Here is a 23,193-nt window from a genome sequence, read left to right as displayed (position 1 = left end):
AGAGTATAAACAGGAAAGATAAGTTTGCTTAGCACTTCACAGGACCTGCGAAAGTAGCTACTTTTTTACACGCAAGGGTCCTCCGCCTCCGGCCCACACCGGGAGGCCGGTGCGAGCAGACGGTGGATCGTCCGACCGGTTTAGAGAGGGCAGCATGTTTTTTCACAAACAGGAACTGCAGTTCAAAGCAACCCCGGACCAGCCCGACGCCATCTACGCCCGAAAGCTCCAGGAAGTCCTCGGTGGCCAGTACGGTGAAATCACGGTGGCTATGCAGTACAGCTTCCAGGCCTGGAACACCCACATACCGGGCAAGTACCGCGACCTGCTCTTCGGCATTGGTTCAGAAGAGTTTGGCCACGTTGAAATGCTCGCCACCATGATCGCCCAGCTGCTGGAAAAGGCACCGCTGGGTATAACCGAGGATGCCGTGCAGTCAGATCCCGCCATCGCGGCAGTGATTGGCGGCACGGACATGCAGCAGGCCATTGTCGCGGGCGCCGGCCCCCGCCCCGTGGACAGCAACGGCAACCCGTGGCAGGGCAGCTACATTACGGCCAGCGGCAACCTTCTGGCGGACTTCACAGCCAATGCGAATGCTGAAATGCAGGGCCGGGTACAGGTGGCCAGGCTCTACCACATGACCGATGACCACGGCGTCCGGGACCTGCTCTCCTTCCTGCTGGCTCGGGACACCATGCACCAGAACCAGTGGCTGGCAGCAGCCCGCGAGCTGCAGGAGGAGGGTGCCGAGACCCTGCCGGTCCCGAGCAATTTCCCGCTGAAGAAGGAAGAACGTTCAGTCTCCTACCAGTACCTGAACTTCTCCGACGGTGCTGCCGCAGCGGAGGGTTCCTGGGCGTCAGGGCCAACTCCGGACGGCCTGGGAGAGTTCACCTACCACGACGGGCCCACCACCTCGGCGCCCATGCCTCCGCCGACCCATCCGGATTCGCGGTTCTACGGCACCACCGAGCTGCCTAACACCATGGAGAAGGTCACCGGCGCCGTGCAGGACAAGCTGAAGATGGAATAGCGGGATTCTTAAGCCGCATAAACCGAAATGGATCGGGCAGGTGCCGCCGGTGCCTGCCTGATTCACGCCCGCACCTGCAGGCCGCCGGGCATTACGTGCAGGGCATGTGATCAGTACAGGCGGGTGGTGACTGGAGCCTCCACCCGCCCTTCCCTACTGCGAATCGGTAACTGGCACCTACATCCGGCTGCCGCTTGGGCTGCAGCACAATGCCGGTGCCGGACTACCGGTTTTTCCCAGTACCCCCCACAGCCCAGAGCCTAAGGGATTTTTCCATTCAAAACAAGGCGGATGACCGGTTTTGTTTACGAAGACGCCGGCAAGACTGCCCACGGCAGGACTTGCTGTTCCTAGGCCAAGGAAAACCGGGCCAGTTCATCCGCCCTGCCAGCCAGGGATGGGGCGACCACACCCGGCAACATAAGCTCCCACATCTGCTCTACGCGCTCCAGCAGATCATCCCGGCCGGCGAGCACTGCGGAGGTGATCTGCACTCCGGTCAGGGCGGAAACGACCAGCCGCGCAAACGCTGCCGCATCCACGTCAGAGCGGAGCTGACCCTGTTCCTGAGCGCGTACCGCCAGCTGCCCCATAACCTCCACCCAGTCCTCGTAAGGCTGCCTGATGTCCTCGTGGAAGATGGAAGCTTCGAGCGTAAGCCTGGTTCCGGCCCGGACAATGGAGTGCTGCAGCAGGTTCAGTGCAAATCTCCGGCACAGCACAATCATTGACTCCAGCGGAGGCAGTCCCTGGCTGAGCACGGAGGCATTGTCTGCGGTGACAAAGCGGTGCTGTTCTGCAATGACCGCCCGCGCCAGTTCGTCCTTCGACTGGAAATGGAAATAGAGCGCACCCTTGGTGACCCCCGCGCGCTCTGCCACCTGGCTCAGCGAGGCACGGCCGTAGCCCATTTCCTCGAAAACAGCCGCTGCCCCGGAGAGTATGGCATCACGTGTGGCTTTCGCCCTGTCCTGCAAATCTCTGATGGTTCGGTCCTCCGCTCGGCGCTGCCCCCTCCTCCAAGTTAGATGCAAATCAATCAAGATGGAAAAGGGTTACACCGATCCACGGGCTCTCGCGCGAAAACGTGCCGGATGCCGGCTGCCGCCTGCAGCAGAAATGGGCTCACGGCATTCCGCCCGCGCCGGCCGGTTGGTAGCCTCGCAGCACTGCGGCACTGCTGCCGCGTCCGATCAAAGGAGATCGTCCATGGCCAACCTCGCCGGAATCCTGACCGAAACTGCTGCACGGATCCCTGACCGTCCCGCCCTGCGGATCAATGACACAGTCATCAGTTATTCAATGCTGAATGCCATGAGCTCCAAAGTGGCAGGGCTGCTCCGTGCCCGCGGGGTCCAGCGCGGTGACCGGGTTGCGCTGATGATGCCCAACATTCCGCCGATGGCTTCCGTCTACTACGGAGTGCTCCGCTACGGGGCGGTGGTGGTGCCAATGAACCCGCTGCTAAAGGCCCGGGAAGTGGCACATTCCCTGCAGGACTCAGGAGCCGGGCTGCTGTTCGCTTTCGAGCTGATGCTTCCCGAGGCCGCAGCGGGAGCTCAGGAAGCCGGCGGCGTCGACGTCATTCCGGTCAATACGGGCAGTTTCCGCCAGCTGCTTGAGGACAGCGAAGCGGATGACTCCGTGGCGGAGGTGGACGGAGAGGACATTGCCGTCATTCTCTACACCTCGGGGACCACCGGCCGCCCCAAAGGTGCCGCCCTCAGCCATGACAATCTGCGCAGCAACGCTGAGGTGGCGCAGAACCTGCTGGACACCGTGGAGACGGATGTCATCTTTGGCGGACTGCCCTTCTTCCACGTATTCGGCCAGACCTCCGCCCTGAACGCGGCGGTGCTGACCGGCGCCATGATCAGCCTGCTGGCCCGGTTTGATCCCACCGAAGCACTGAAGATCATCGAACGGGACAAGGTAACCATCTTCCAGGGCGTGCCGGCGATGTACATTGCCATGCTGCGCCATCCGGACCTTGCGCAGACAGACACATCCTCTCTGCGCGGAGCCATCACCGGCGGAGCGCCCATGCCCCTTGAAGTCCTGCGGGAGTTCGAAGACGTTTTTGGCATCGACCTGCTGGAGGGCTACGGCCTGTCCGAGACCTCACCGATTGTTTCCTTCAATCTGCCGGGCGGCGGCCGCCGTCCCGGTTCGATCGGCAAGCCGGTCTACGGCATGGAAGTGCGCATGCTCGACGGCGAGGGCCACGACGTGCCGATCGGAGAGATCGGCGAATTATCAGTCCGCGGCCTCGGCGTTATGAAGGGCTACTGGAACAATCCGGAGGCCACGGCGGCCGCGATTCCGGACGGCTGGTTCCGCACCGGCGACCTGGCCCGCTTCGATGAGGAAGGGAACATCTACATTGTCGACCGCAAGAAGGACATGATCCTGCGCGGCGGCTACAACGTCTATCCCCGCGAGGTGGAGGAAGTGCTGTACGAGCACCCGGCCGTCTCGGAGGCCGCCGTCGTCGGCGTACCTGACGAGCTCAACGGTGAGGAAGTTACGGCCGTCATTGGCCTGAAAGCCGGCGCTTCACCTGAGAACGAGGACGGGCGCCAGGCACTGGCAGCCGAGATCCAGCAGTTCGCGAAGGACAGGCTCGCCGCCTACAAGTATCCGCGCCGCGTGGTTTTCGCCGATGAGCTGCCCAAGGGCCCCACCGGCAAGATCCTCAAGCGCCAGATCCGCGAGGAACAGGCAGAGGTGCCCGCCGCGGCCACGGAGGCATAGCCTGTGTAGCGCCGGCCGGGACGGGTCAGCGGGAGACCTTTCCGGTCAGCGCGGCCACGGGCCGCAGGAACAGGGGCCGGGCAGCCACCCAGGCCGCGGCCATGACCACCACGGACGCGGCGAAGAACCAGAAGCCGGTCCAGCCCGTTCCGTCGCTAGCGGCGTACATGTGGTTCAGGTTCCGCAGCGCTCCGGTGGTCAGGACGAGTGTGACGTGGACGATGATGAACAGCACGAAGTAGAGCATCACGGGAAAGTGGAGGGCCCTGGCCGCCTCAATCGGGAAGACCCGGTTGAGGCGTTTGGCCTTGGCCGGCCACGACGGCGACATCCGCAGCCCGGTAAGGATGGCCAGCGGGGCTGCAATAAAGACGATGGAGAAGTAGGAAAGCACCTGCAGGCTGTTGTAGTTCACCCAGCCGTTTTCCATCGGCCAGTCCAGGGAGGCGTACTGAAGGGCGGTGGAGGCCGCGTTGGGGAAAACATCCCAGCTGGTAGGCACCAGCCGCATCCACTGTCCGGTGGCAAACAGCAGGATGTAGAAGATCAGGCCGTTGAGTACCCACAGCACGTCCAGGCTGAGGTGGAACCACAGATCCAGGCTGATCTTCTTCGGCTGGTTCCGGGTCCGGATCAGTCCCCTGTTGTTGCGGGTCCAGGATCCCACCGAACGCTGCCGGGTCCGGATCAGCCAGCCGGAGCGGATGATCAGCAGCAGCAGCAGTGAATTCAGGAAGTGCTGCCAGCCGACCCACGCCGGAATGCCCACGGGTGCGGTGCCAGGCAGTTCCGAATGGCCGGGATATGTCAGCAGGAAGTCCTGCACCCCCGGCGTTTCCCGCAGCCACCGCGCAGCCAGCACCATAGCCGCCAGAACGAGCAGCGCAGCGGGAATGATCCATGCCAGCTTCATCCAGCGTGAGCGGCCTTTCGGCTTCGTGGCAGTGGGACTCACGTTGCCGCCGCCTGGGGCCGGGGGCCAAGCGGCGACGCCGTCCTGCCCGGATACGGAGGGGAAGGGTACATCGTTGTGGCTCTCCCGTGGTCCTAGTGTCTGTCTCTGCCGGTGAGCCTACCCGACCCGTAGCCTAGTTCCGCGGCCCGGCGCTGATTTGGTCCGCGGGATTGGCGGGAACTGCTTCACCGGACACGTCCGGCAGGTCGGTTTTCCGGTCCAGCCGCACCAGCACCAGCCCGGCGACGATCAGCGCGCCGCCGGCCAGCTGCACGGGACCCGGAAGTTCCGAGAGCAGCAGCCACGCCCACAAAACCGCAAACAGGACTTCGGTCAGGGAAACGAAAGACGCCACACGGGGCCCCAGTGCGCGGGCTGCAATGATGCCGGTGACGTACGCCAGCACCGTGGAGAGCAGCACCAGCCCAATCAGCGGGACCCACCAGCGGGTGACCCACCCGGCCAGCACGACGTCGCTGGTGCTGAACCCGGTGGGCAGCAGGCCGGTGAGACCCAGCAGGAACATGGTTACAGCGCCGACCAGCAGTCCTCCGGTGGTCAGGACCAGCGGAGGAAGGGTGTCATTCTGCTTGGCAGTGATGAAGAAGTACATCGCGAGGCAGACGGCGGCGGCCAGTCCCCACAGGATGCCAAGCGGATCCACCCGCAGGTCACCGCCCAGGTCCAGGACCAGCACCAGGCCCGCGACTGCGGCAGCGGCTCCGGCAATGGTGGCTGCGCCCGGACGGCGGCGGGTCCGCGCCCAGATCCAGAGCACCATCAGCACCGGTGCCAGAAACTCCAGCAGCAGGGCCACGCCCACGGACAGCCGTTCCACGGCGTTGAAATAGAAGAACTGGCATCCGGCAACCCCGGCAAGTCCAAAGAGTCCGATGGTCTTCCAGTTCTGCCGAACCTGATACCACCGTCCGTGCAGCGCAATGAGTGCCGGGATGAGCAGGACGGCAGCCGCCCCGCCCATTCGGACTGCCACTGCGGTGGCCGGCGTCCAGCCTGCTTCCATGAGCGACTTCGCGAAGGAACCGGACAGGCCGAACACGGAGGAGGAGAGCAGTGCAATCAGGAGCCCCGATGCACCTGCAGAACGAATCCGGGCGGCTCCGGGCACTGTTGCGGAAATGGGCTTTGCCATGACTGACCTTTCAAGGAAACGGGCCCGCTCCCCCATGGGCTTGTCACGAGCTAATTGGGCCTATGCTAGTGACACTAAGGTTCGCGATGTCAGGGGTCAAGATGGTTTTCGCTTATGACACGGAAGTAGCGCTGGGCAGTGCTGCCGCGCTGGTGAACACCGGCTACCAGGAACCTGATCCACTGGCGAATGATGCAGGGCTGACCCGGTTCCTCACGGTGGAAGGCTTCTCCGGATCCCGCACCCACACCCCCGCCGAGCTCCGGGCAGTCCACCGGCTTCGGAGCGACCTGACCGCTCTGTGGACCGCGGGCGAGGAGGAACTGGTAAACGGAATCAACCGCCTCCTCTCCGCCGCCAGTGCCCTTCCGCAGCTGGTTCGGCATGACGACTGGGGCTGGCATCTGCACTGCACCCCGCCCGAAGCGGCGCTGGCCGACCGCATGGCCACGGAAGCTGCCATGGCACTGGCCGACGTAGTCCGGGCCGGCGAACTTGGCAGACTGAGGACCTGTGCGGCACCGGACTGCCGCAGCGCCGTCGTCGATCTCTCCCGCAACCGCTCCAAGCGCTACTGCGACACCGGGAACTGCGGCAACCGGGAGCACGTCCGCGCTTATCGAAGGCGGCAGGCCAAGGCGGAACCGGCCACAAAAAACAAGTAGCCTTTCTAATTGCCCTGAAAGATATCGCCCGTTAGGCTCCCGGGTACGCTGGCCATGTCTGTTGGCCGGTTCAACTCTCAGTCTCGAAGTTCCGGTTCGCCAAATAGCTGGTGGTGCCTGGATCACTGGGGCTGATCAGCGCCTAATGGGGGTTCTACAAGATGAAAAGAGCAGCGCGGGTCCTGCCCGTACCGGTCCGAGCCGCGGCAGCAGCCGCGGCACTGGCAGCGGGGGGCTTCCTGGTTGGAGTCCCCGCCCAGGCAGCACCCGGTGTGGACGCTCCGCCGGAACAGCCGGCCGCAGCCGCCGAAACGTCCGGCACCACACTTCCTCCCGGACTCGCCGAAGCGCTGCAGCGGGACCTGGGCATGACCGAGGAAGAGTTCCAGGCAGCCGGGGAAGCAGGACAACGAGCCGCTGCCGCCTTGCCGCAGCTGCAGGCAACGCCGGGGTTCGCCGGTTTGGAACTGCAGGACGGCGAAATTCTCATCTACGGATCAGGTGCGGAGCTGGAACAGCAGGCCGAGGCTCTTGGGGCCCGCCTGCTGGCACCGGCAGAACCGGTTGAGACCGCTCCGGCGGAGAACGATGCTGAGGAGTCCGGGGATGCAGCGCCGGCCGATCCTGCGATTGAACCCGTCACTGAGGAGTCCGCTGAGACGGAGCAGGTGCCTGCTGCCGGGGAAGAGCCTCCCGCAGCTGAGGCTACGCAGCCCACGCGCACTGCCTCGGACCTGACCGCCCTGACCCTCGACTACATTGCCAGCTTTGGTGTGGAGGGACTGCAGTCCGTGGGTCTGGGCGCGAACGGCTACACGATCAGCGTGGAGGATCCTGAAGAACCCCGCCCCGCTGCCAACGCCCGCATGTCTGCTGCGGCCACACCGGCCACACCGGCTGACTTTGCGTCCTCGTACGCCAACGTCACGGTGAAGGAATCCGCGGGCGCCGGAACGCCCCTGGCCGAAGAAGTCTTCGGCGGGCAGGGCTACTACGGAGAAGCCGGGGCCGGCGGGTACGCGAGCTGCTCGATCGGCTTCAACGGCTGGGACCCGGAGGGCAATCCGGCCGTCATTACTGCCGGGCACTGCACCGGAGACGGAACTGTCAGCGCCACCCTGCTGGCCCCGGATGCCGAAGGCGAAGCACCCACCACGGAGCTGGGCACCTTCGGGACTTCCATCTTCGGCGGCCCCGGCAACTCGTCCATCGATCCCGAGAATCCGGATCCCGCCGCCATTGGCACTGACATTGCCGTCATCAACTCCGTCAATGAGGACCTGGATCTGCTGCCCGAAGTGACCGAGTGGAACAGTGCCGGCCTGTCCGAGACCACAACCCGCATCACCGGGACGGGAACGGCCGTCGCCGGCCTGCCCGTCTGCCGCTCCGGCCTCACCACAGGCTGGAAGTGCGGAACTGTCACCGAGCTGGGCATCTTCCTGGTCGCCGGTCACGACAACGCCTCCAATCCCGACGACGTACGAGCCGTAATGGGCTTTATGTCTAACCTGGAAGCAGCACCCGGCGACTCCGGCGGCCCGGTCATCGCCGGCAGCACCGCACTTGGCTTGGTCAGTGCAGGCTTCCCCAACTCAAGCGGCAGCATCGATACAGTCGGCGCTGCCGACCTTACCGATGCACTGCGCTACACCCCCGGCTACTCCATCGCCACATTCATGGAAGCGCCGGCGCTGAACGACGTGAAGGACGGTGACACCGTCTACACCGACCAGGTGCTTTCCGGTACGGCTCCGGCCGGCTCGGTTGTCCGGATCAGCTTGGACGACGCAGGCAGTGAAATCCCGGCGGGCGCAGACGGCACCTGGTCCATGCAGGTTCCCCGCACGGTTACGGACGGCGAAACCGTCCGTATAAGCGTGAGCGCCGCCAGCGGCTTCAACAAGTCCAGGACCACCGTCTACAACCTGGTTACAGCACACTCCGCCCTGGATGCTCCGGTTTTGCTCTCTCCCACTGACGGTTCATCATCCGTAGGCGCCTTCAGCACCATTGAGGGCCTCGCCGAACCCGGCGCCACAGTGGAGATCGAACTTGGAACCGCCCAAAACGGAGAAGCTGAAAGTGCCCGCGCCCTGGCTGCAAGCGAGGCCATCACGGTCACCGCAGATGGCTCCGGCACCTTCTCCGCTGCTTTGGAGGAACCCCTAACGCCCGGCACCTACTCGCTCGCCGCTACCCAGGACGGCATCACCGGAAAGACGGTCTCGGCCGCGGCCGCAGCCGCCTTCTCGGTGCTGCATCCGGCCCCGGCCATCACTTCCGTCCGGAACGGCGAGGTCTTCACCGAAGCCTCAGCTCCCCGGACCATCTCCGGAACCGGTATTGCCGGTGCTGCCCTGACACTGAGCACCGGAGAGGCTGACTCAGAGACGGTGGTCGCAGAAGACGGCACCTGGAGCCTTGAAGTGGCAGCCTTCGCTCCGGGCGAGTTCACCGTGACCGCGGTCCAGGAGCTCGACGGCGTCGGCTCGGCCCCCGCCACGGCTACCTTCCAGGTGACCGCCCTGCAGGCAGCGGCTGTCACACGCACTCCGGGCGGCCTCGCCTCCACCGGTGCCGACGGCGGTTCCCTGACTGCAGTGCTCTCCGCTGCAGGCGTACTGCTGCTGGGCGGGGCGGCGGGCGTCGGTTACAGCCGACGCCGTAGCACCCATTAGTTAACCCGCATGGTCCCGGGCCAGCGCCCCCCCGCGGGGCCGGCCCGCGGCCCCCGCGGGGGGGCCCGGGACCATTGTGTGGATAAGGAACAGGGTCCAGGGAAGAAATGTGCGTGCAGCGGGCTGCTTTCGGCCCGCAGGACTGCTCAGAAGGAGCCGGGAAACTAGACTTGTGGGGTCGAGCAGTACGGCACCCCAAGCCTCCAGGAGCCTTTGATGGAGCAAAAACTGCGCTCTGCCCTGCCCGCCCGCACCGCCTGGTTTGTACTTGGCATCTGCGCGCTCTTCTGGCTTCTCTCGGCCTTTGGTCTGCTGCAGCTCCCAGCCTCGGTGCCGCCGGTGTTTATGTTTTTCTGGCTCTATCTCAATGCGCTGGCCATGCTGTTCAGCGCGATGGCCGCAGTGGCCGCCCTCGCTGCTCTCCTGCTGCACCGCCGGGCTGCCGGCTCGCCGGATTCCCTTAGTTCCGGCGCAGTGCCGCGTACTGTTTCAGCACTGGATGAGGCGGAAGAAGCCGGCCTGGATCAGCTGCTGGACGGGCCCACGGGTCCGCCTGAGCCTGCGGCGGCGGCAGCCGGTACAGCAGGCACACCGCAGCCCAAACGGCAGCAGCGTAAGAATCGCCGCAGGCGCTGACGCCGCAGCGCGGCGGAGTTCTGGACTAAGCTTTGCCGTCCGCAGGCTCATCCGGCTTCGCGCCGTCGTGGGCCGCGGGGTTCTGGCCGCGGGGTGCAGGTGCTCCCACGCTGCCGGCACCGCCGGGAATCTTTGCTGACGTCCGGTGGACACCGGACCCTTCGCTGAGGTGGTCCGGGTTCGGCTTCTCCGTCATGAGCAGCAGCGAAGAAATCAGCAGGGACGCGATAAACGCGATCCCCATGGCCGTCAGGCCGAGGTCCAGGCGCAGTTCCTTGGTGGCTCCGCCGGTGGCGAAAATCATGGTGGTAATGCCGGCAATGACGGCCAGGACTGCGGAGAAAACCAGCGGGGCCTTCACGGAATTCCGTTTCTGCGTCCCACCGGGCTGGCTCTTCGCCACTATTGTCCTCCTGCGTTGTCGGCTGGGCGGTCTTCTACCTTCGGTAGAAGCCGCGGATGATACTAGTTTACGGCCTTCGACGCTTCGTTGCTTTCCAGGGCCAGACTTGCGTCATGCCGCAGGCCCAGGCCGGAAATCGCCAGGACCACGGCAATGATGACGGCGGAGCCTCCGCTCACGCCCAGAAGCGCACGCACATGACTGCTTTCAGCCAGCGCCAGGAAGGCGGGCATCAGGGCTGCGGCACCGATCGCCGCAGCACCGGTAATCAGCCAGTCCCGCGCGGGGGTGAAGCCCTTGCGCACCCGGAACCAGAAGGCAAACTCAATGAGGCCGCCCACCAGCAGGGCTGCAGCGCCCACATAGGCGAAGACCGTGGTGGACTGGACCACTGCGACAATGACGCCGGCTGCTGCGTACACAGCTGCGGCCAGAAGCAGCGCTCCAGGGACCTGCGGAATTGCACAGGAACGCGCCAGCGTGGACATGCGCCACAGGCTCACGCCGGTCAGGACAAAGTACAGTCCGCCCGCGATTGCGAGCACGGAAAGTGTGGGTTCCTGCCAGAAGATGGTCACTCCGCCGTATACCGCGGCAATCACGGAACGGAGAAGAATAGGAACCCAGGGTGCTTTGGGGTGGGGTGCGCCCACGGCGAGCCTCCGCTTTCAGGTTGCTTGACGGCCGGTCCGGCCGATCCTTAGCTTAGTCGCTCGTTTTCCCTGTTGCCGCACCGGTAATCATCCACGCATCCGAGCGTGCCCGCCACGAAAGCGTCACGGCGCGGGCTGCCATGTACCCGAGTCCGAAGGCTGCCCAGAGCCAGGCGATTCCGGATCCGCCCTCCAGTCCCGAAGCATGGACCCACCAGAGCAGCGGCAGATAGGCCAGCAGGTTGAGTACGCCGGTTAACGCCAGGTACTTCGCGTCCCCGGCCCCGATCAGCACCCCGTCCAGGACAAACACCAGGCCGCAGATGGGCTGGGCCGCGGCCAGGACCCACAGTCCGGCAGTCAGCGCCTGGACCACGCCGGGGTCCGTGGTAAAAATCCATCCCGCGAAGGGTGCGGCCGCAGCCAGCAGCACCCCCGTGATGACGCCGAATCCGACTCCCCAGACGGACATCTTGCGGGTCAGTTCCCGGGCCATAGCGCGGTTGCCGGCACCGAGTTCCCTGCCGATCATGGCCTGCGCGGCGATTGCCAGGGCGTCCAGGGCGAAAGCCAGGAAGGTGAAGAAGGTCATAACCAGCTGGTGCGCGGCAAGGGACACCTGCCCCTGGGCTGTGGCCACAACGACGGCGGCGAGCACCGCGACGCGCAGGCTCGCCGTGCGCAGCATCAGCCAGGACCCAACCTGCACTCCGGAGATGATGCCGGCGCCCGTCGGCCGCAGGGAGACGTTCTGGCGCCGGGCCATCCGGGCGACCATCACCAGATAGGCGCCAGCCATGCCCCACTGGCTGATGCTGGTGCCCAGTGCGGCTCCGGCCACGGACATTCCAAGGCCGTACACCAGCAGGAAGTTGAGCCCAATGTTCATGCTGAACCCGGCCACGGCGATCACCAGCGGTGTCTTGGTGTCCTGCAGGCCGCGCAGCACACCGGTGGCTGCCAGCACCACCAGCATGGCAGTCAGTCCGGGCATCGACCACCGCAGGTAATCCACCGCATACCGGTGGACTTCACCCTCCGCGCCGAGCGCTCCGGCCACCCAGGGCGCCAGCAGGAAGCCTGCGGTGGAGAGCACCAGCCCCAGCAGCACGGCCAGGGCTATGCCGTCCCGCCCCGCTGCAACGGCTTCACGGTGCCTGTTGCCGCCGAGGAACCTGGCCACAGTCCCGGTGGTCGAATAGGCAAGGAAAACCATCAGCCCGACGGCGGTCTGGAGCACCGTGGATGCCAGGCCCACGCCGGCGAGCTGACTGACGCCAAGATGGCCAACAATGGCGGCGTCGGCCAGCAGGAACAGCGGTTCGGCGATGAGCGCCCCCAGGGCCGGAAGGGCCAGGGCGAGGATCCGCCTGCCAAGGCTCCGGTTAGCGCCAGGGCTCATTGTTTTCACGGTTCCAGCCTACGGCCGGTGCGGACACTTCCGGCTGGTTCCTGCCGTCCGGGCAGCGTGGCGGCCAAGGCTGCAGCGACGGCCAGGAGGGTCAGCACAAAAACCGCAAGTCCGTTCCACCCTGCGCCCTGGAAGAAGAGGCCGGCTGCCCAACCAACCAGGCTGGAACCGGTGTAATAGGCCAGGTTGTACAGCGAGGACGCCTGTGCCCGCCCACCGGCGGCCAGCACCGGCACCCAGCCGGAAGCCACGGCGTGCGCCCCGAAGAACCCTGCGGTGAAGATCACCAGTCCTGCAATCACGGCCGGAAGGGAATGGAGCAGGGTCACTGCCAGGCCCAGCGCCATCACGCCGGTGCACGCCAGCAGCACGGTCCTGCGGCCGCCGGCCACGCGCCCCGTGGCCCGGCCGGCAAAGCGGGAAGACCAGGTTCCGGCCAGGTATGCGAGAAAGAGGGAGCTGGCCAGGGACTGCGGAAGATTGAACGGTGCCAGTTCCAGGCGGAAACCAAGGTAGTTGTAGACGGCTACGAACCCGCCCATCAACAGGAACGCCTGCGAGTACAGCACCAGCTGGCGCCCCGAGCGCAGGTTCCCGGCCAGCCGGGATGCCAGGGAGGCACCGCCGTCGGCCCTTCGCCGGGGGAGGTATCCGCGCTGCCGGGGAGTAGCGAGCATAAAAACGACGGCCGCTGCTGCGGCCAGCAGGCTCACCGCGGCCACACCTATGCGCCATGAGGAATATTCGCCCACGGGAGCGGCCAGGATGCGTCCGGCCAGCCCCCCTAGCGTGGTTCCGGAGACATACGTGCCCGCCGCCACCGCAGCGTGGACAGAGCTGACCTCTTCGCTTAGGTAGGCCAGCGCGACGGCGGGAATGCCGCCCAGCGCGGCTCCTTCGGCGAACCTCAGGGCCAGCAGCACCGAAAAATCAGTGGACAACGGCACTATCAGTCCCAGGATCACGGCGGCGATGATGGCGGTCCGCATGACCGGAAGCCGGCCGAAACGGTCGGCCGCGGCTGACCAGGGAATAACAGCCATTGCCAGGCCGAGTGTGGCTGCGGAAACGCTCAGCGCCGCTGTGGAGGCGCTGATCCCGAAGTCAGCGGCAAGCTGGGGCAGGAGGCCCTGCACCGAATACAGCTGCGCGAAAGTTGCCACGCCGGCGGCTGCGAGGCCCACCAGGACACCCCGGTAACCGGCGCTTCCCCGGCGGTGCCCCGCGAATTCTGCGGCTTCAGCCACGGCCGGCACCGCTTCCGCATCCGGTGCCCGCCGGGGCGCTGCCTTCGCTCAGGGCGGCCAGTTCACGGGTCAGGTTGGCCCTCGCCGCGCTGCCCCACAGTTCCTCGCCCCGCCGGGTGCGGTACAGCCCGTTCCCCCTGGTCAGCAGGGACTCAAGCACCCTGCGCCGCCCCTCGGGGAATACTGCGTCGTCCAGGCGGCTGTATTCCCGGCGGATGTCTGCTGCATACCGGTCATAGTCCGGCGGTGTCCTGCCCAGCACGGCCAGATCGGCATCACAGAGCAGCTTGCCCGGTTCATCTCCCGGTGCCGGGTCGTGGCTTGCGGTGAGGCGGACCAGCCTGGCGGTCTCCGCGGCCTCGGCGGCAGGGACTCCCGCGGAGGGCAGCAGCTCCTCAGCGAGCACCGCGGAGGCTTCTTCATCTTCCCCTGGAACGCCGTCGTACACCGCGTCGTGGAACCAGGCAGCCAAAAGTACCGGACGATCCGTGCAGCCCAGCCGGTGCAGCGCTTCGAGCACCTGCAGCAGGTGCCGCCGGTCGTGATAATGCCGGTGCGGTTCGCCCCAGCGGTTCAGCAGTTCGGCACCGAGATCCGCGGCCTCCGGGACCAGGGAGTCCCAGCGCCGGCGCAGCGGATGAACCAGGGACGCGGCGCGTTCGCGCGCCGGGATGCGCAGCCCGCCGGCAATCAGGGCGCGCACCAGCGTGGCGCCGTCCACCGGTGTGGCACCGGCAGCCACCAGATCCGCGTGGCGCTTCCGCGGCACGTCGTAATGGTCCCGGTCGAAGGCCCGGCGCGGAATGCCGGCCGCCGCGGCAAAACTGTGGAGCTCTTCGAGCGAAGTGTCGGAGATCAGGTGGGAGAAGAAGGTGCCGTGGGCGGGCCAAAGCGGCGGATCGATGTAAATCAACCGCGCCTGCTCAGGAAGAACCGGGGAATATTGCTGGAATCATTCCTCCATCCTTAGTCCACGCGGTGCACAATTTCCATCCGGCCCTTCCCCGTGTACCGCCCGGCTTCGGAACTCCCTTGTCCCGCCGGCTGCCGAGTGGTCCAATATCTGCCATGACGCAGACCGGGGACACCCTTATTGCCATCGGCACGCGCAAAGGGCTGTGGCTGGCTCGCAGCACCGACCGTGCAGACTGGAAACTGAACGGACCGTTCTTCCTTATGAATGAGGTAGCCAGCGTGGCCCTGGATACCCGGCATTCCCCGCCGCGTATCCTTGCCGGACTGCTTTCCCCGCACTGGGGACCCACAGTCGTGATCTCCGATGACCTCGGTGAGAGCTGGACGGAGCCTGAGGCAGGAGCCATCACGTTCCCTGCTGAAACCGGAGAGTCGCTGGGACGCATCTGGCAGCTGCAGCCGGACTCGGCGGAGCGGCCGGGAGTCGTCTGGGCGGGCTGCGAACCGATCTCGGTGTGGAAGTCCACGGACGGCGGCACCAGCTTTGAGCTCAATGAGGGATTGTGGAACCACCCGCACCGTCCCGACTGGGGAGAGGGTTACGGCGGAGCTGCCGCGCACACGGTGCTTCCCAGCCCGGCAGATGACAGCGTGCATGTGGCCATCAGTTCCGGCGGTGTCTACCGCTCCGACGACGGCGGTCAGTCCTGGGCCGCCCGCAACCACGGGATTTCCGCCTACTTTATGCCGGATCCGAACCCGGAGTTCGGACAGTGCGTGCACAAAGTGGCACGCGACGCCCGGAATCCTGCCCGCCTGTACGCGCAGAACCACCACGGCGTTTACCGGAGTGACGACGCCGGAGACACCTGGGTCTCGATTGCTGACGGACTCCCGGCAGACTTCGGCTTTGTGATGCTGGCTCACCCGCACACCGGCGGCACACTTTGGACCATCCCGCTGGTTGCTGACGGAGAACGCATCCCTCCCGGCGGGGAGCTGGCCGTCTACCGGAGCACGGATGCCGGGGAGTCGTGGACGAGGCAGGACACCGGACTGCCCCGCAGCGAATACAACGCTGTCCTCCGCGATGCCGCTGCGGTGGACACCGCCGAACCGGCCGGAGTGTACTTCGGAACCCGCGCCGGAGAGGTGTATGCCAGCGCTGACGAGGGCGGCACCTTTGCGGTGGTGGCTTCCAATCTTCCGGATGTCCTCTGCGTCCGCGCAGCCCCGCTTGGGAGCCAGGTGCCGTGACCGCCGGTGAGATCAGGGTCCTGCTTCCGGATGTGCTGGCGCCGGCTGCAGGCGGAACCCGGGAGCTGAGCGTCCCCGGCACAGCCGGACTGACAGTAGGTTCCCTGCTGGACGGCCTGGGGAGCCGGTTCCCGGTGCTGGAACGGCGCATCCGTGATGAGACCGGAACCGTACGCCGGTTCGTCAATATCTATGTGGATGGTCAGGACATCCGCGGACTGGATCGCCAGCACAGCGCAGTGTCCCCGGGCGCTGAAGTCATGATCCTGCAGTCAATCGCCGGGGGTTAGTGCAATTCCGTGCCGTCGGTCTGTTTAAACGGATTAAATGGAAGAACGGCCGGACACCCGCAGGGGATGTCCGGCCGTTTTCAGCAGGTACCGGTTAGGCCGGCAGCTGCAGGGCCTGTCCGGTGAGGATCAGGTCGGGGTGGATCACGGTGCCGGTGTTGGCCGCGTACAGAGCCTGCCAGCCACCTTCGATGCCGAGCTTCTCAGCGATGGCGGACAGGGTGTCGCCGGCCTGGACGGTGTAGGTCTCGCCGCTCACTGCGGGAGCCGGTACAGCAGCAGCAGGACCCTGCGAGGTGGCCGGAACCTCTACCGGTGCCACAGCCTCAGGCTGGGCCGGAGCGGTGTAGGTCTGGACCGGAGCCGGCTCGGTGTAGGTCGGTGCCGGGGCCTCTGCCGGAACAGAGTAGGTCTGAACCGGGGTCTCGGCAACAGGTGCCTGCTCCACAGGGGTTGCTGCCTGCGGGTTGGCCGTAGCGCCGGTCATGCCCAGCTTGGCGGTGCAGGCAGGCCAGGCGCCGGGGCCCTGCTCAGCCAGGACACGCTCGGCTACAGCAATCTGCTGCTCGCGGCTGGCGTTGGCGGGGTCGCCGGTGCCGCCGAAAGCAGCCCAGGTGCTGGGCGTGAACTGCAGGCCGCCGGAGAATCCGTTACCAGTGTTGATGCTCCAGTTGCCACCGCTTTCGCACTGTGCCAGGGCATCCCAGTCCATGGAGGCTGCATTGGCCGGGGCGGCCATGCCGGCGAGGCCGGCGGCGCCGGCACCAGTGATGGCGGCGGCGGCGAATCCACGACGGACGTAACGGGTGATCTTCGAGTTCTTCATTAGCTGTATCTGCTCCTAGGACCCACCTACGCTCCGCCCGTCCCCGGGCTTCATAACGCCGTCGCCTGCCCCCGACTAAATAGAGGTCTGGTTGGATGCTCCCTCAGCAGCGACGTGAGGTGGCGAGGGGCACCTGTGCATTCTTCGGCCGCACCATTCAATTCGGTGCTGCCGGCCGGATCAGCTTCAGCTCTTCGGGACCCGGCTACCGCCCGTGTTTCGGGCACTCATCCAAGGTAGGGAAGACGCAAATCGATATCAAACCGAGACCTACGACGGCGAGTCGCAACAACCAGCACGATCCGCTTGCTCATGCGGATCGAGCGCCGCAATGTGGACTTGACCACAGGCTGCGGATTTCCGGGCCTGCGACTGTCTGGACTTGGTCCGGCAACCGGTCTATGGTTTGTCCTCGTGCTCACATTCTTCAATGCGCTCAAGCGCATTCTGGTGGGGCGTCCGTACGGCAACGAGCAGCTCTCCCGCACACTGCTGCGCAAGCGCGTGGCACTGCCCGTTTATGCCTCGGATGCGCTGTCATCCGCCGCCTACGCCCCGGATGAAATCCTCCTCACTCTGGCCCTGGCCGGCGTTGCCGCAGTGACCCTTTCCCCCTGGGTGGGACTCGCCGTTATTGTCGTCCTGCTGACCGTGGTTGCGTCCTACCGCCAGAACGTCCACGCCTACCCGTCCGGCGGCGGCGACTATGAGATTGCCAGTGAGAACCTGGGGCGCCGGGCCGGATTGACGGTAGGCTCCGCCCTGCTGGTGGACTACGTGCTCACAGTCGCAGTTTCAATGTCCTCAGCGGCGCAGTACCTGGTCACAGCCGTGCCGGTGCTGCATGGGCGGCAAGGACTGCTGGCGGCGGCCGGCGTCATAATCCTCATGCTCATCAACCTGCGCGGAGTTCGGGAAGCGGGCTCCCTGTTCGCGGTGCCGACGTACCTTTTCCTCGCCTCAGTGCTCGGCATGTGCGCGATCGGTCTTTTCCAGGCAGCAACAGGCACCCTGAAGGACGCTCCGTCCGCTGGTTTTGACCTGCTCCCGGAGGCCGGGCTCGACGCCGGACTCACCGGCCTGGCCGGAGCTTTCCTTCTCCTGCGGGCGTTCTCCTCGGGTGCAGCCGCCCTCACCGGTGTGGAGGCAATCAGCAACGGGGTTCCCACGTTCCGCAAACCGAAGAGCCGCAACGCAGCCACCACCCTGCTGCTGCTCGGAGGCCTGGCGGCCGCCATGCTGGCCGGCATCCTGGCCCTCGCAAACCTCACCAAGGTCCACTTTGTGCAGGACCCGGCCACGCAGCTGCTCCAGAACGGGTCACCGGTGCAGGACTACATCCAGCATCCGGTGATCAGCCAGCTGGCCGAGACGGTGTTCGGAGACGGGTCCCTGCTTTTCTACGTGGTGGTTGCGGCCACCGGCCTGATCCTGGTGTTCGCGTCGAACACCGCCTTCAACGGTTTCCCGATCCTGGCATCCGTCCTGGCCAAGGACGGCTACCTTCCCCGGCAGATGCGCACCCGCGGTGACCGGCTGGCGTTCAGCAACGGAATCATCGTGCTGGGCCTCGCCGCGCTGGTTCTGATCCTGATTTTCAACGCAGACGTGACCCGGCTGATCCAGCTCTACATCGTTGGCGTCTTCGTGTCCTTCACTGCCAGCCAGCTTGGCATGATCCGGCACTGGACCGCCAAGCTGCGCACCGAGCGCAAACCCGAAAACCGGCGGCGGATGAACCGGTCCCGGCTGATCAACTCCTGCGGCTTCGGCATGACGGCCCTGGTGCTTGTGATCGTGGTGGTGACGAAGTTTGAGCACGGTGCCTGGATTGCCCTGTTAGCCATGGCATTCCTGTACGTAGTGATGGACAGCATCCGCCGGCACTACGCGGCCGTCGCCGAAGAGCTGCGGGTCGAGGAAGACCCCTCAGTGCTTGCCCTGCCCAGCCGGGTGAATGCCGTAATCCTGGTCTCCAAGGTCCACAAACCCGTCCTGCGGGCCCTGGCCTATGCCAGGGCCTCGCGCCCGTCGAGCCTGAACGCCATCATCGTGGACCTGGATCCGGACGAGACGGAGAAAACGGTCCTCAAGTGGGAGCGACTCCGCATACCGGTGCCGCTGACGGTACTTTCCTCGCCGTACCGCGAGACCGTCTCCCCTGTGCTGGCCTACCTGCGCGAAGCCCGCCGGTCTTCGCCGCGGGAACTTTTTGTGGTCTACATTCCCGAGTACGTCGTCGGACGCTGGTGGGAACAGCTGGTGCACAACCAGACTGCGCTGCGCATAAAGGCCCGCCTGCACTTTGAACCGGGCATCATGGTGGCCAGCGTTCCGTGGCAGCTGGCTTCCAGCCGGGATGCAGCGGCCGCTTCCCGGCAGGCAACCGAGCAAGCCCGGTCCGGGCGGGATACCCAGCCGGGAACAGACTCAAAGACGCCGGGGACGTAGCGCGCACCGGACGGCACCGCGCCTACGTCACGCCTCGACCTCAGCCCTGAAGCACTCCCCCGCGCTGCGCTGCCACAGCAGCTGCCGTGTCCTCCGCAATCAGCTCGGCGTTGATCGCCGTAGCCGCAGCCAGTCCGGCGGACGCCGCGCCAATGACCTGGGTCATGGGGGAGGTGAGGTTACCTGCAGCAAAGACCCCCGGGACAGAGGTCACACCACTGGAATCTGCCGGCACGGCAGTTCCGACGGCGAGGTCGCCAAAATGCTGTTCCTCCGCGGCGAGCCCCACGCCGGCGAGGTAGTCAGCCCGGGCTCGCAGCCGGGTCAGCACCACCAGTGCCTGCCGGGACACAAAGTCGCCTGAGCCCAGGCGTACCCCGGCCAGGCCGGCATCACCTTCGACGGCGGCGACGGCACCCTCCACGACGCGGATTCCGCGGGCAGCCAGTTGGATGGACTGCTCACTGTCCGGTTCGCCGGCGGCGTTGAGGAACAGCACCACGTCTTCGCACCACTGCCGCCACATCAGCGCCTGGTGCACGGCCGTATCAAGATCCGTGGCCAGCACACCGAGCGTCTTCCCGGCTGCTTCCCAGCCGTGGCAGTACGGGCAGTGCAGCACATCTGTTCCCCAGTAGCGGGCCAGGCCCGGGATCTCCGGCAGTTCGTCAAGTGCACCGCTGGCGGCGAGGACCCGCCGGCAGGCCAGAACAGTCCCGTCCTGCAGGAAAACCCGAAAAGTTCCGTCGCCGGCACGCTCCACATTCTGTGCCTGCCCCTCCAGGATGATGCCGCCATAGCTGCGCACTTCGTCCCGTCCGACGGCGTACAGCTCACCCGGCGCCGCTCCCTCCCGGCCCAGGTAATTATGGACGTGGCCGGCAGCCGCGTTGCGCGGTTCGCCCGAATCAACAACTGCCACCTTCCGGCGCGCCCGGGACAGTGCCAGCCCCGCACTGAGTCCGGCCGCGGCACCTCCCACTATGACGACGTCGTACTGCGCCTGCGCGGGCTCGTGCGGTTCCTTGGTCTGATACGTCATGGCTGCTCCTTGGCACGTTTGGCCGGCATCTGCCCGGCCCTCTGCAATAAGTCTCCGTTGCACGGAACACACGTACAACGGATCTTGCTGTTATGGCAAGATCCGTTTATGAACCCAGACGATGAAGCGATTATCACCGCCATTGGTGCCAGGCTGCGCTTCCTGCGGACCGCACGGGGCCGGACCCTCACGGCAGTAGCCGACTCCACCGGAATCTCGCTCAGCACCCTCTCCCGGCTGGAAAGCGGGCAGCGGCGGGCAACGCTGGACATGCTGCTCCCGCTGGCCAGGGCCTACGGCGTCACCCTGGATGAACTCGTCGCGGGCCCGCAAACCGGAGACCCACGCGTCCACATGCGCACTTCACGCCACCGCGGCGCCACCGTGATCTCCCTGACGGAGAAGGCCAGCGGGATCGGAGCCTTCAAGTACATCCTGCCGGCACCGAAGAAACCTGCTCTCCCGGACCTCAAAACCCACGACGGCTATGAATGGCTCTACGTGCTCAGCGGCCGGCTGCGGCTGCTGCTGGGCAGCAGCGAACTCATTCTGAGTGCTGGTGAAGCCGCGGAGTTTGAGACCCGGGTGCCGCACTGGATGGGAAACGCGGATAAGGACGCCGTCGAGTTCCTGGCACTGTTCGGGCCACAGGGCGAGAAGGCGCACGTCCGGGCCAGGCCGGCTGATCCGCGGAAGCGGTCCTGACCTAGACCTTGGCGTCGCTTCCCCGGCCCGCAAGCACAGACCGGTAGGCGTAGTCCGTCAGGCGTCCGTCCCGGAGGGCAAGTTCAACCCGTTCGAAGGAGCGCGGCCCGTCAGCGCTGTACGGGAAGTGGATCAGCTCGGCAATGAGCTCCCATTCCTCGGCGATGCCCTCAATGAGTTCGTCGGGGGTTTCATCCGGTCCGGGACCGCCGCCCAGCACGTTCCAGTCCTCCTCCGGTACCCGGTAGGACTCCAGCCGGTCCAGATCCGCCTCCAGCTCCTCGAGCGAGGCATATTCGCGCTGGGCAGAGGGCGGCACGGAGCCGTCCGGTGTCGCCAGCTGGCTGACAAAGGTGGTATCGGACGTAGGGTAGACGGAGGTTGGTACCGGTTCACCCTCCTCCAGGTAGGCCGGCAGCTGGGACGGCATCCAGTACCAGGCATCGCCCTGGTCGGCACCCCCGGGCTGATCCCGTTCGCTGATCCAGCCGCGCCCGGCCAGGAGCGCCTCGGCATCGTCGCTGAAGTATGCGGTCTCCCCGCGCAGCATGGCGTTGACCTCATGCTCGGCGCGGCGGGCCTGCTTCTTCTTGGAAACGGCCTTCTTGCGGGGCTTGGACTTAGGCACGGGGAGCTCCTGGGGTGGTGGAAACGGGAAGGCGGATGCGGTGGTACCAGCTAGAAGCCGGAGCCGCCTTCAACAGCCATGTTCGAGAACCGCGAGTAATGGCCCTGGAAGCCCACAACGATGGTCTTGGTGGGACCGTTACGGTGCTTGGCCACGATTACGTCGGCCTCGCCGGCCCGCGGGGATTCCTTGTCGTAGATGTCCTCGCGGTGAAGCAGGATCACCATGTCTGCGTCCTGCTCGATCGAGCCGGATTCACGCAGGTCGGAGACCATCGGCTTCTTGTCGGTGCGCTGTTCCGAACCACGGTTCAGCTGCGAGAGGGCGATCACGGGAACTTCAAGCTCCTTGGCCAGCAGCTTCAGGGCACGGGAGAACTCCGAAACTTCCTGCTGGCGGGATTCAACGCGCTTACCGGAGGACATCAGCTGCAGGTAGTCCAGGACCACCAGCTTGAGGTCGTGGCGCTGCTTCAGCCGCCGGCACTTGGCGCGGATCTCCATGAGGGACATGTTGGGGCTGTCATCAATGAACAGCGGCGCGTCGTTCATGCGGCCCATGGTGGTGGCGATCTTGCCCCACTGCTCATCCTTGATGGTGCCCTTGCGCAGATCCTGCAGGCCGATTGTGGCCTCGGCGGAAAGCAGGCGCATGGCAATCTCATTCCGACCCATTTCCAGGGAGAAGAAGACGGTGGTCATGTTGTGCTTGATGGCCGCGGAGCGGGCAAAGTCCAGCGCGAAGGTGGACTTGCCGACTGCGGGACGGGCGGCAATGACGATCATCTGGCCGCCGTGCAGGCCCTGGGTCAGTTCGTCGAGTTCGTAGAAACCGGTGGGAACACCGGTCATTCCCTCGCCGCGGTGCCCGGCGGACTCGATTTCATCCACCGTGCCTTCGATGATGTCCTTCAGGGGAACATAGTCCTCCGCGGTACGGCGTTCGGCGACGGCATAGACCTCTGCCTGGGCTGCATTGACCAGGTCATCAACTTCGCCGTCGTTGGAGTAGCCCAGCTGGACAATCTTGGTGCCGGCGTCCACCAGGCGCCGCAGGACCGCGCGTTCGCGGACGATCTCGGCGTAAAACCCGGCGTTGGCTGCAGTGGGGACGGACTGGATCAGCGTGTGCAGGTAGGCCGGGCCGCCGATGCGGGTGATCTCTCCGCGCTTGGTCAGCTCGTCAGAGACCGTAACGGCATCAGCGGGCTCGCCGCGGCCGTAGAGATCGATGATGGCTTCGTAGATGGCTTCATGGGCCGGGCGGTAGAAGTCGACGCCGCGCAGCACCTCCACGCAGTCGGCGATCGCATCCTTGGAGAGCATCATGCCGCCAAGCACCGACTGCTCCGCTACCAGGTCCTGGGGCGGAGTCCGGCCAAAATCGGGAGTTCGGGTTGATTCAGCGGAATCCGCATGTGCAAGCGACACGGGGCCACCCTTTCCAAGAATGTTCTATCCACGGGCTCCGTCCGGCTGACCCGCA

General features: G+C 65.6%; 21 protein-coding genes. 9 read left to right on the top strand and 12 right to left on the bottom strand.

Features of this window, described 5'->3' with window-relative positions; genetic code table 11:
- The first annotated feature begins 154 nt into the window (after window positions 1-154).
- Entirely contained in the window at window positions 155-1,036 is an 882-nt protein-coding gene (locus TVC13_RS03955) for a manganese catalase family protein (protein WP_422399936.1), read from the top strand.
- Between the two features lie 350 nt (window positions 1,037-1,386).
- On the opposite strand, the gene TVC13_RS03950 is transcribed toward TVC13_RS03955, so the two are convergent.
- On the bottom strand, window positions 1,387-2,013 hold the full coding sequence (locus tag TVC13_RS03950; protein WP_422399935.1) for a ScbR family autoregulator-binding transcription factor: 627 nt from the start codon (window positions 2,011-2,013) through the stop codon (window positions 1,387-1,389).
- Between the two features lie 232 nt (window positions 2,014-2,245).
- Between TVC13_RS03950 and TVC13_RS03945 the strand changes: the two genes are divergently transcribed.
- The gene (locus TVC13_RS03945; RefSeq protein WP_422399934.1) at window positions 2,246-3,790 is read left to right on the top strand and encodes a long-chain-fatty-acid--CoA ligase; all 1,545 of its coding nucleotides are present in this window, start codon (window positions 2,246-2,248) and stop codon (window positions 3,788-3,790) included.
- A gap of 25 nt (window positions 3,791-3,815) precedes the next feature.
- Here the strand turns inward: TVC13_RS03945 and TVC13_RS03940 are convergent, their stop codons facing one another.
- Entirely contained in the window at window positions 3,816-4,703 is an 888-nt protein-coding gene (locus TVC13_RS03940) for a cytochrome b/b6 domain-containing protein (protein WP_422399985.1), read from the bottom strand.
- 175 nt (window positions 4,704-4,878) lie between these two features.
- Window positions 4,879-5,898, bottom strand: a complete 1,020-nt coding sequence (locus TVC13_RS03935) for an EamA family transporter (protein WP_422399933.1) — start codon at window positions 5,896-5,898, stop codon at window positions 4,879-4,881.
- 101 nt (window positions 5,899-5,999) lie between these two features.
- Here TVC13_RS03935 and TVC13_RS03930 point away from each other — a divergent pair, with 101 nt between their 5' ends.
- From TVC13_RS03930 to TVC13_RS03920, 3 genes are all read left to right on the top strand, one after another.
- On the top strand, window positions 6,000-6,563 hold the full coding sequence (locus TVC13_RS03930) for a CGNR zinc finger domain-containing protein (RefSeq protein ID WP_422399984.1): 564 nt from the start codon (window positions 6,000-6,002) through the stop codon (window positions 6,561-6,563).
- A gap of 161 nt (window positions 6,564-6,724) precedes the next feature.
- Window positions 6,725-9,244: a trypsin-like serine protease gene (locus tag TVC13_RS03925; RefSeq protein ID WP_422399932.1), complete on the top strand. Its 2,520-nt coding sequence runs from the start codon at window positions 6,725-6,727 to the stop codon at window positions 9,242-9,244.
- 216 nt (window positions 9,245-9,460) lie between these two features.
- A complete protein-coding gene (locus tag TVC13_RS03920) occupies window positions 9,461-9,880 on the top strand; it encodes a hypothetical protein (protein WP_422399931.1) in 420 nt (139 codons plus the stop codon).
- A 25-nt stretch (window positions 9,881-9,905) separates the two neighbouring features.
- Here the strand turns inward: TVC13_RS03920 and TVC13_RS03915 are convergent, their stop codons facing one another.
- The 5 genes from TVC13_RS03915 to TVC13_RS03895 all read right to left on the bottom strand — a co-directional run bounded on the left by TVC13_RS03915 (window position 9,906) and on the right by TVC13_RS03895 (window position 14,507).
- Complete coding sequence (locus TVC13_RS03915; RefSeq protein WP_422399930.1) at window positions 9,906-10,241, bottom strand: hypothetical protein; 336 nt, start codon at window positions 10,239-10,241, stop codon at window positions 9,906-9,908.
- 104 nt (window positions 10,242-10,345) lie between these two features.
- Window positions 10,346-10,885 (bottom strand): hypothetical protein, encoded by a 540-nt coding sequence (locus TVC13_RS03910; RefSeq protein ID WP_422399929.1) that lies wholly within the window; start codon window positions 10,883-10,885, stop codon window positions 10,346-10,348.
- Window positions 10,886-10,988: 103 nt separating this feature from the next.
- Window positions 10,989-12,338, bottom strand: a complete 1,350-nt coding sequence (locus TVC13_RS03905; RefSeq protein ID WP_422399928.1) for an MATE family efflux transporter — start codon at window positions 12,336-12,338, stop codon at window positions 10,989-10,991.
- Window positions 12,339-12,343: 5 nt separating this feature from the next.
- Window positions 12,344-13,594 (bottom strand): MFS transporter, encoded by a 1,251-nt coding sequence (locus TVC13_RS03900; RefSeq protein ID WP_422399927.1) that lies wholly within the window; start codon window positions 13,592-13,594, stop codon window positions 12,344-12,346.
- Window positions 13,587-14,507 (bottom strand): DUF4031 domain-containing protein, encoded by a 921-nt coding sequence (locus TVC13_RS03895; RefSeq protein WP_422399926.1) that lies wholly within the window; start codon window positions 14,505-14,507, stop codon window positions 13,587-13,589. The genes TVC13_RS03900 and TVC13_RS03895 overlap by 8 nt, the downstream gene beginning before the upstream one ends.
- Before the next feature lie 155 nt (window positions 14,508-14,662).
- On the opposite strand from TVC13_RS03895, the gene TVC13_RS03890 reads away from it, so the two are divergent.
- Window positions 14,663-15,766, top strand: a complete 1,104-nt coding sequence (locus tag TVC13_RS03890) for a WD40/YVTN/BNR-like repeat-containing protein (RefSeq protein WP_422399925.1) — start codon at window positions 14,663-14,665, stop codon at window positions 15,764-15,766.
- On the top strand, window positions 15,763-16,056 hold the full coding sequence (locus TVC13_RS03885; protein WP_422399924.1) for a MoaD/ThiS family protein: 294 nt from the start codon (window positions 15,763-15,765) through the stop codon (window positions 16,054-16,056). Before TVC13_RS03890 ends, TVC13_RS03885 begins: the two co-directional genes overlap by 4 nt.
- A 94-nt stretch (window positions 16,057-16,150) precedes the next feature.
- On the opposite strand, the gene TVC13_RS03880 is transcribed toward TVC13_RS03885, so the two are convergent.
- Window positions 16,151-16,882 carry a transglycosylase family protein gene (locus TVC13_RS03880; protein ID WP_422399923.1) on the bottom strand — a complete coding sequence of 244 codons (732 nt, stop codon included), beginning with the start codon at window positions 16,880-16,882 and terminating at the stop codon, window positions 16,151-16,153.
- Window positions 16,883-17,296: 414 nt separating this feature from the next.
- Here TVC13_RS03880 and TVC13_RS03875 point away from each other — a divergent pair, with 414 nt between their 5' ends.
- On the top strand, window positions 17,297-19,333 hold the full coding sequence (locus TVC13_RS03875) for an APC family permease (protein WP_422399922.1): 2,037 nt from the start codon (window positions 17,297-17,299) through the stop codon (window positions 19,331-19,333).
- Window positions 19,334-19,373: 40 nt separating this feature from the next.
- On the opposite strand, the gene TVC13_RS03870 is transcribed toward TVC13_RS03875, so the two are convergent.
- On the bottom strand, window positions 19,374-20,375 hold the full coding sequence (locus tag TVC13_RS03870; RefSeq protein ID WP_422399921.1) for an NAD(P)/FAD-dependent oxidoreductase: 1,002 nt from the start codon (window positions 20,373-20,375) through the stop codon (window positions 19,374-19,376).
- A 108-nt stretch (window positions 20,376-20,483) separates the two neighbouring features.
- Here TVC13_RS03870 and TVC13_RS03865 point away from each other — a divergent pair, with 108 nt between their 5' ends.
- Complete coding sequence (locus TVC13_RS03865) at window positions 20,484-21,080, top strand: helix-turn-helix domain-containing protein (RefSeq protein WP_422399920.1); 597 nt, start codon at window positions 20,484-20,486, stop codon at window positions 21,078-21,080.
- A gap of 1 nt (window position 21,081) precedes the next feature.
- Here TVC13_RS03865 and TVC13_RS03860 read toward each other — a convergent pair whose 3' ends face one another.
- The gene (locus TVC13_RS03860; protein ID WP_422399919.1) at window positions 21,082-21,708 is read right to left on the bottom strand and encodes a hypothetical protein; all 627 of its coding nucleotides are present in this window, start codon (window positions 21,706-21,708) and stop codon (window positions 21,082-21,084) included.
- A gap of 50 nt (window positions 21,709-21,758) precedes the next feature.
- Window positions 21,759-23,138, bottom strand: coding sequence for a replicative DNA helicase (gene dnaB / locus TVC13_RS03855; protein ID WP_091600911.1), 1,380 nt, complete (start codon window positions 23,136-23,138; stop codon window positions 21,759-21,761).
- Window positions 23,139-23,193 lie beyond the last annotated feature (55 nt).

This window comes from Arthrobacter sp. 3Tela_A, assembly GCF_049311025.1.
Taxonomy (GTDB): Bacteria; Actinomycetota; Actinomycetes; order Actinomycetales; family Micrococcaceae; genus Arthrobacter_B.
Note: the sequence above shows the minus strand (reverse complement) of the source record. Positions and strands in the feature narration are given on the sequence as shown.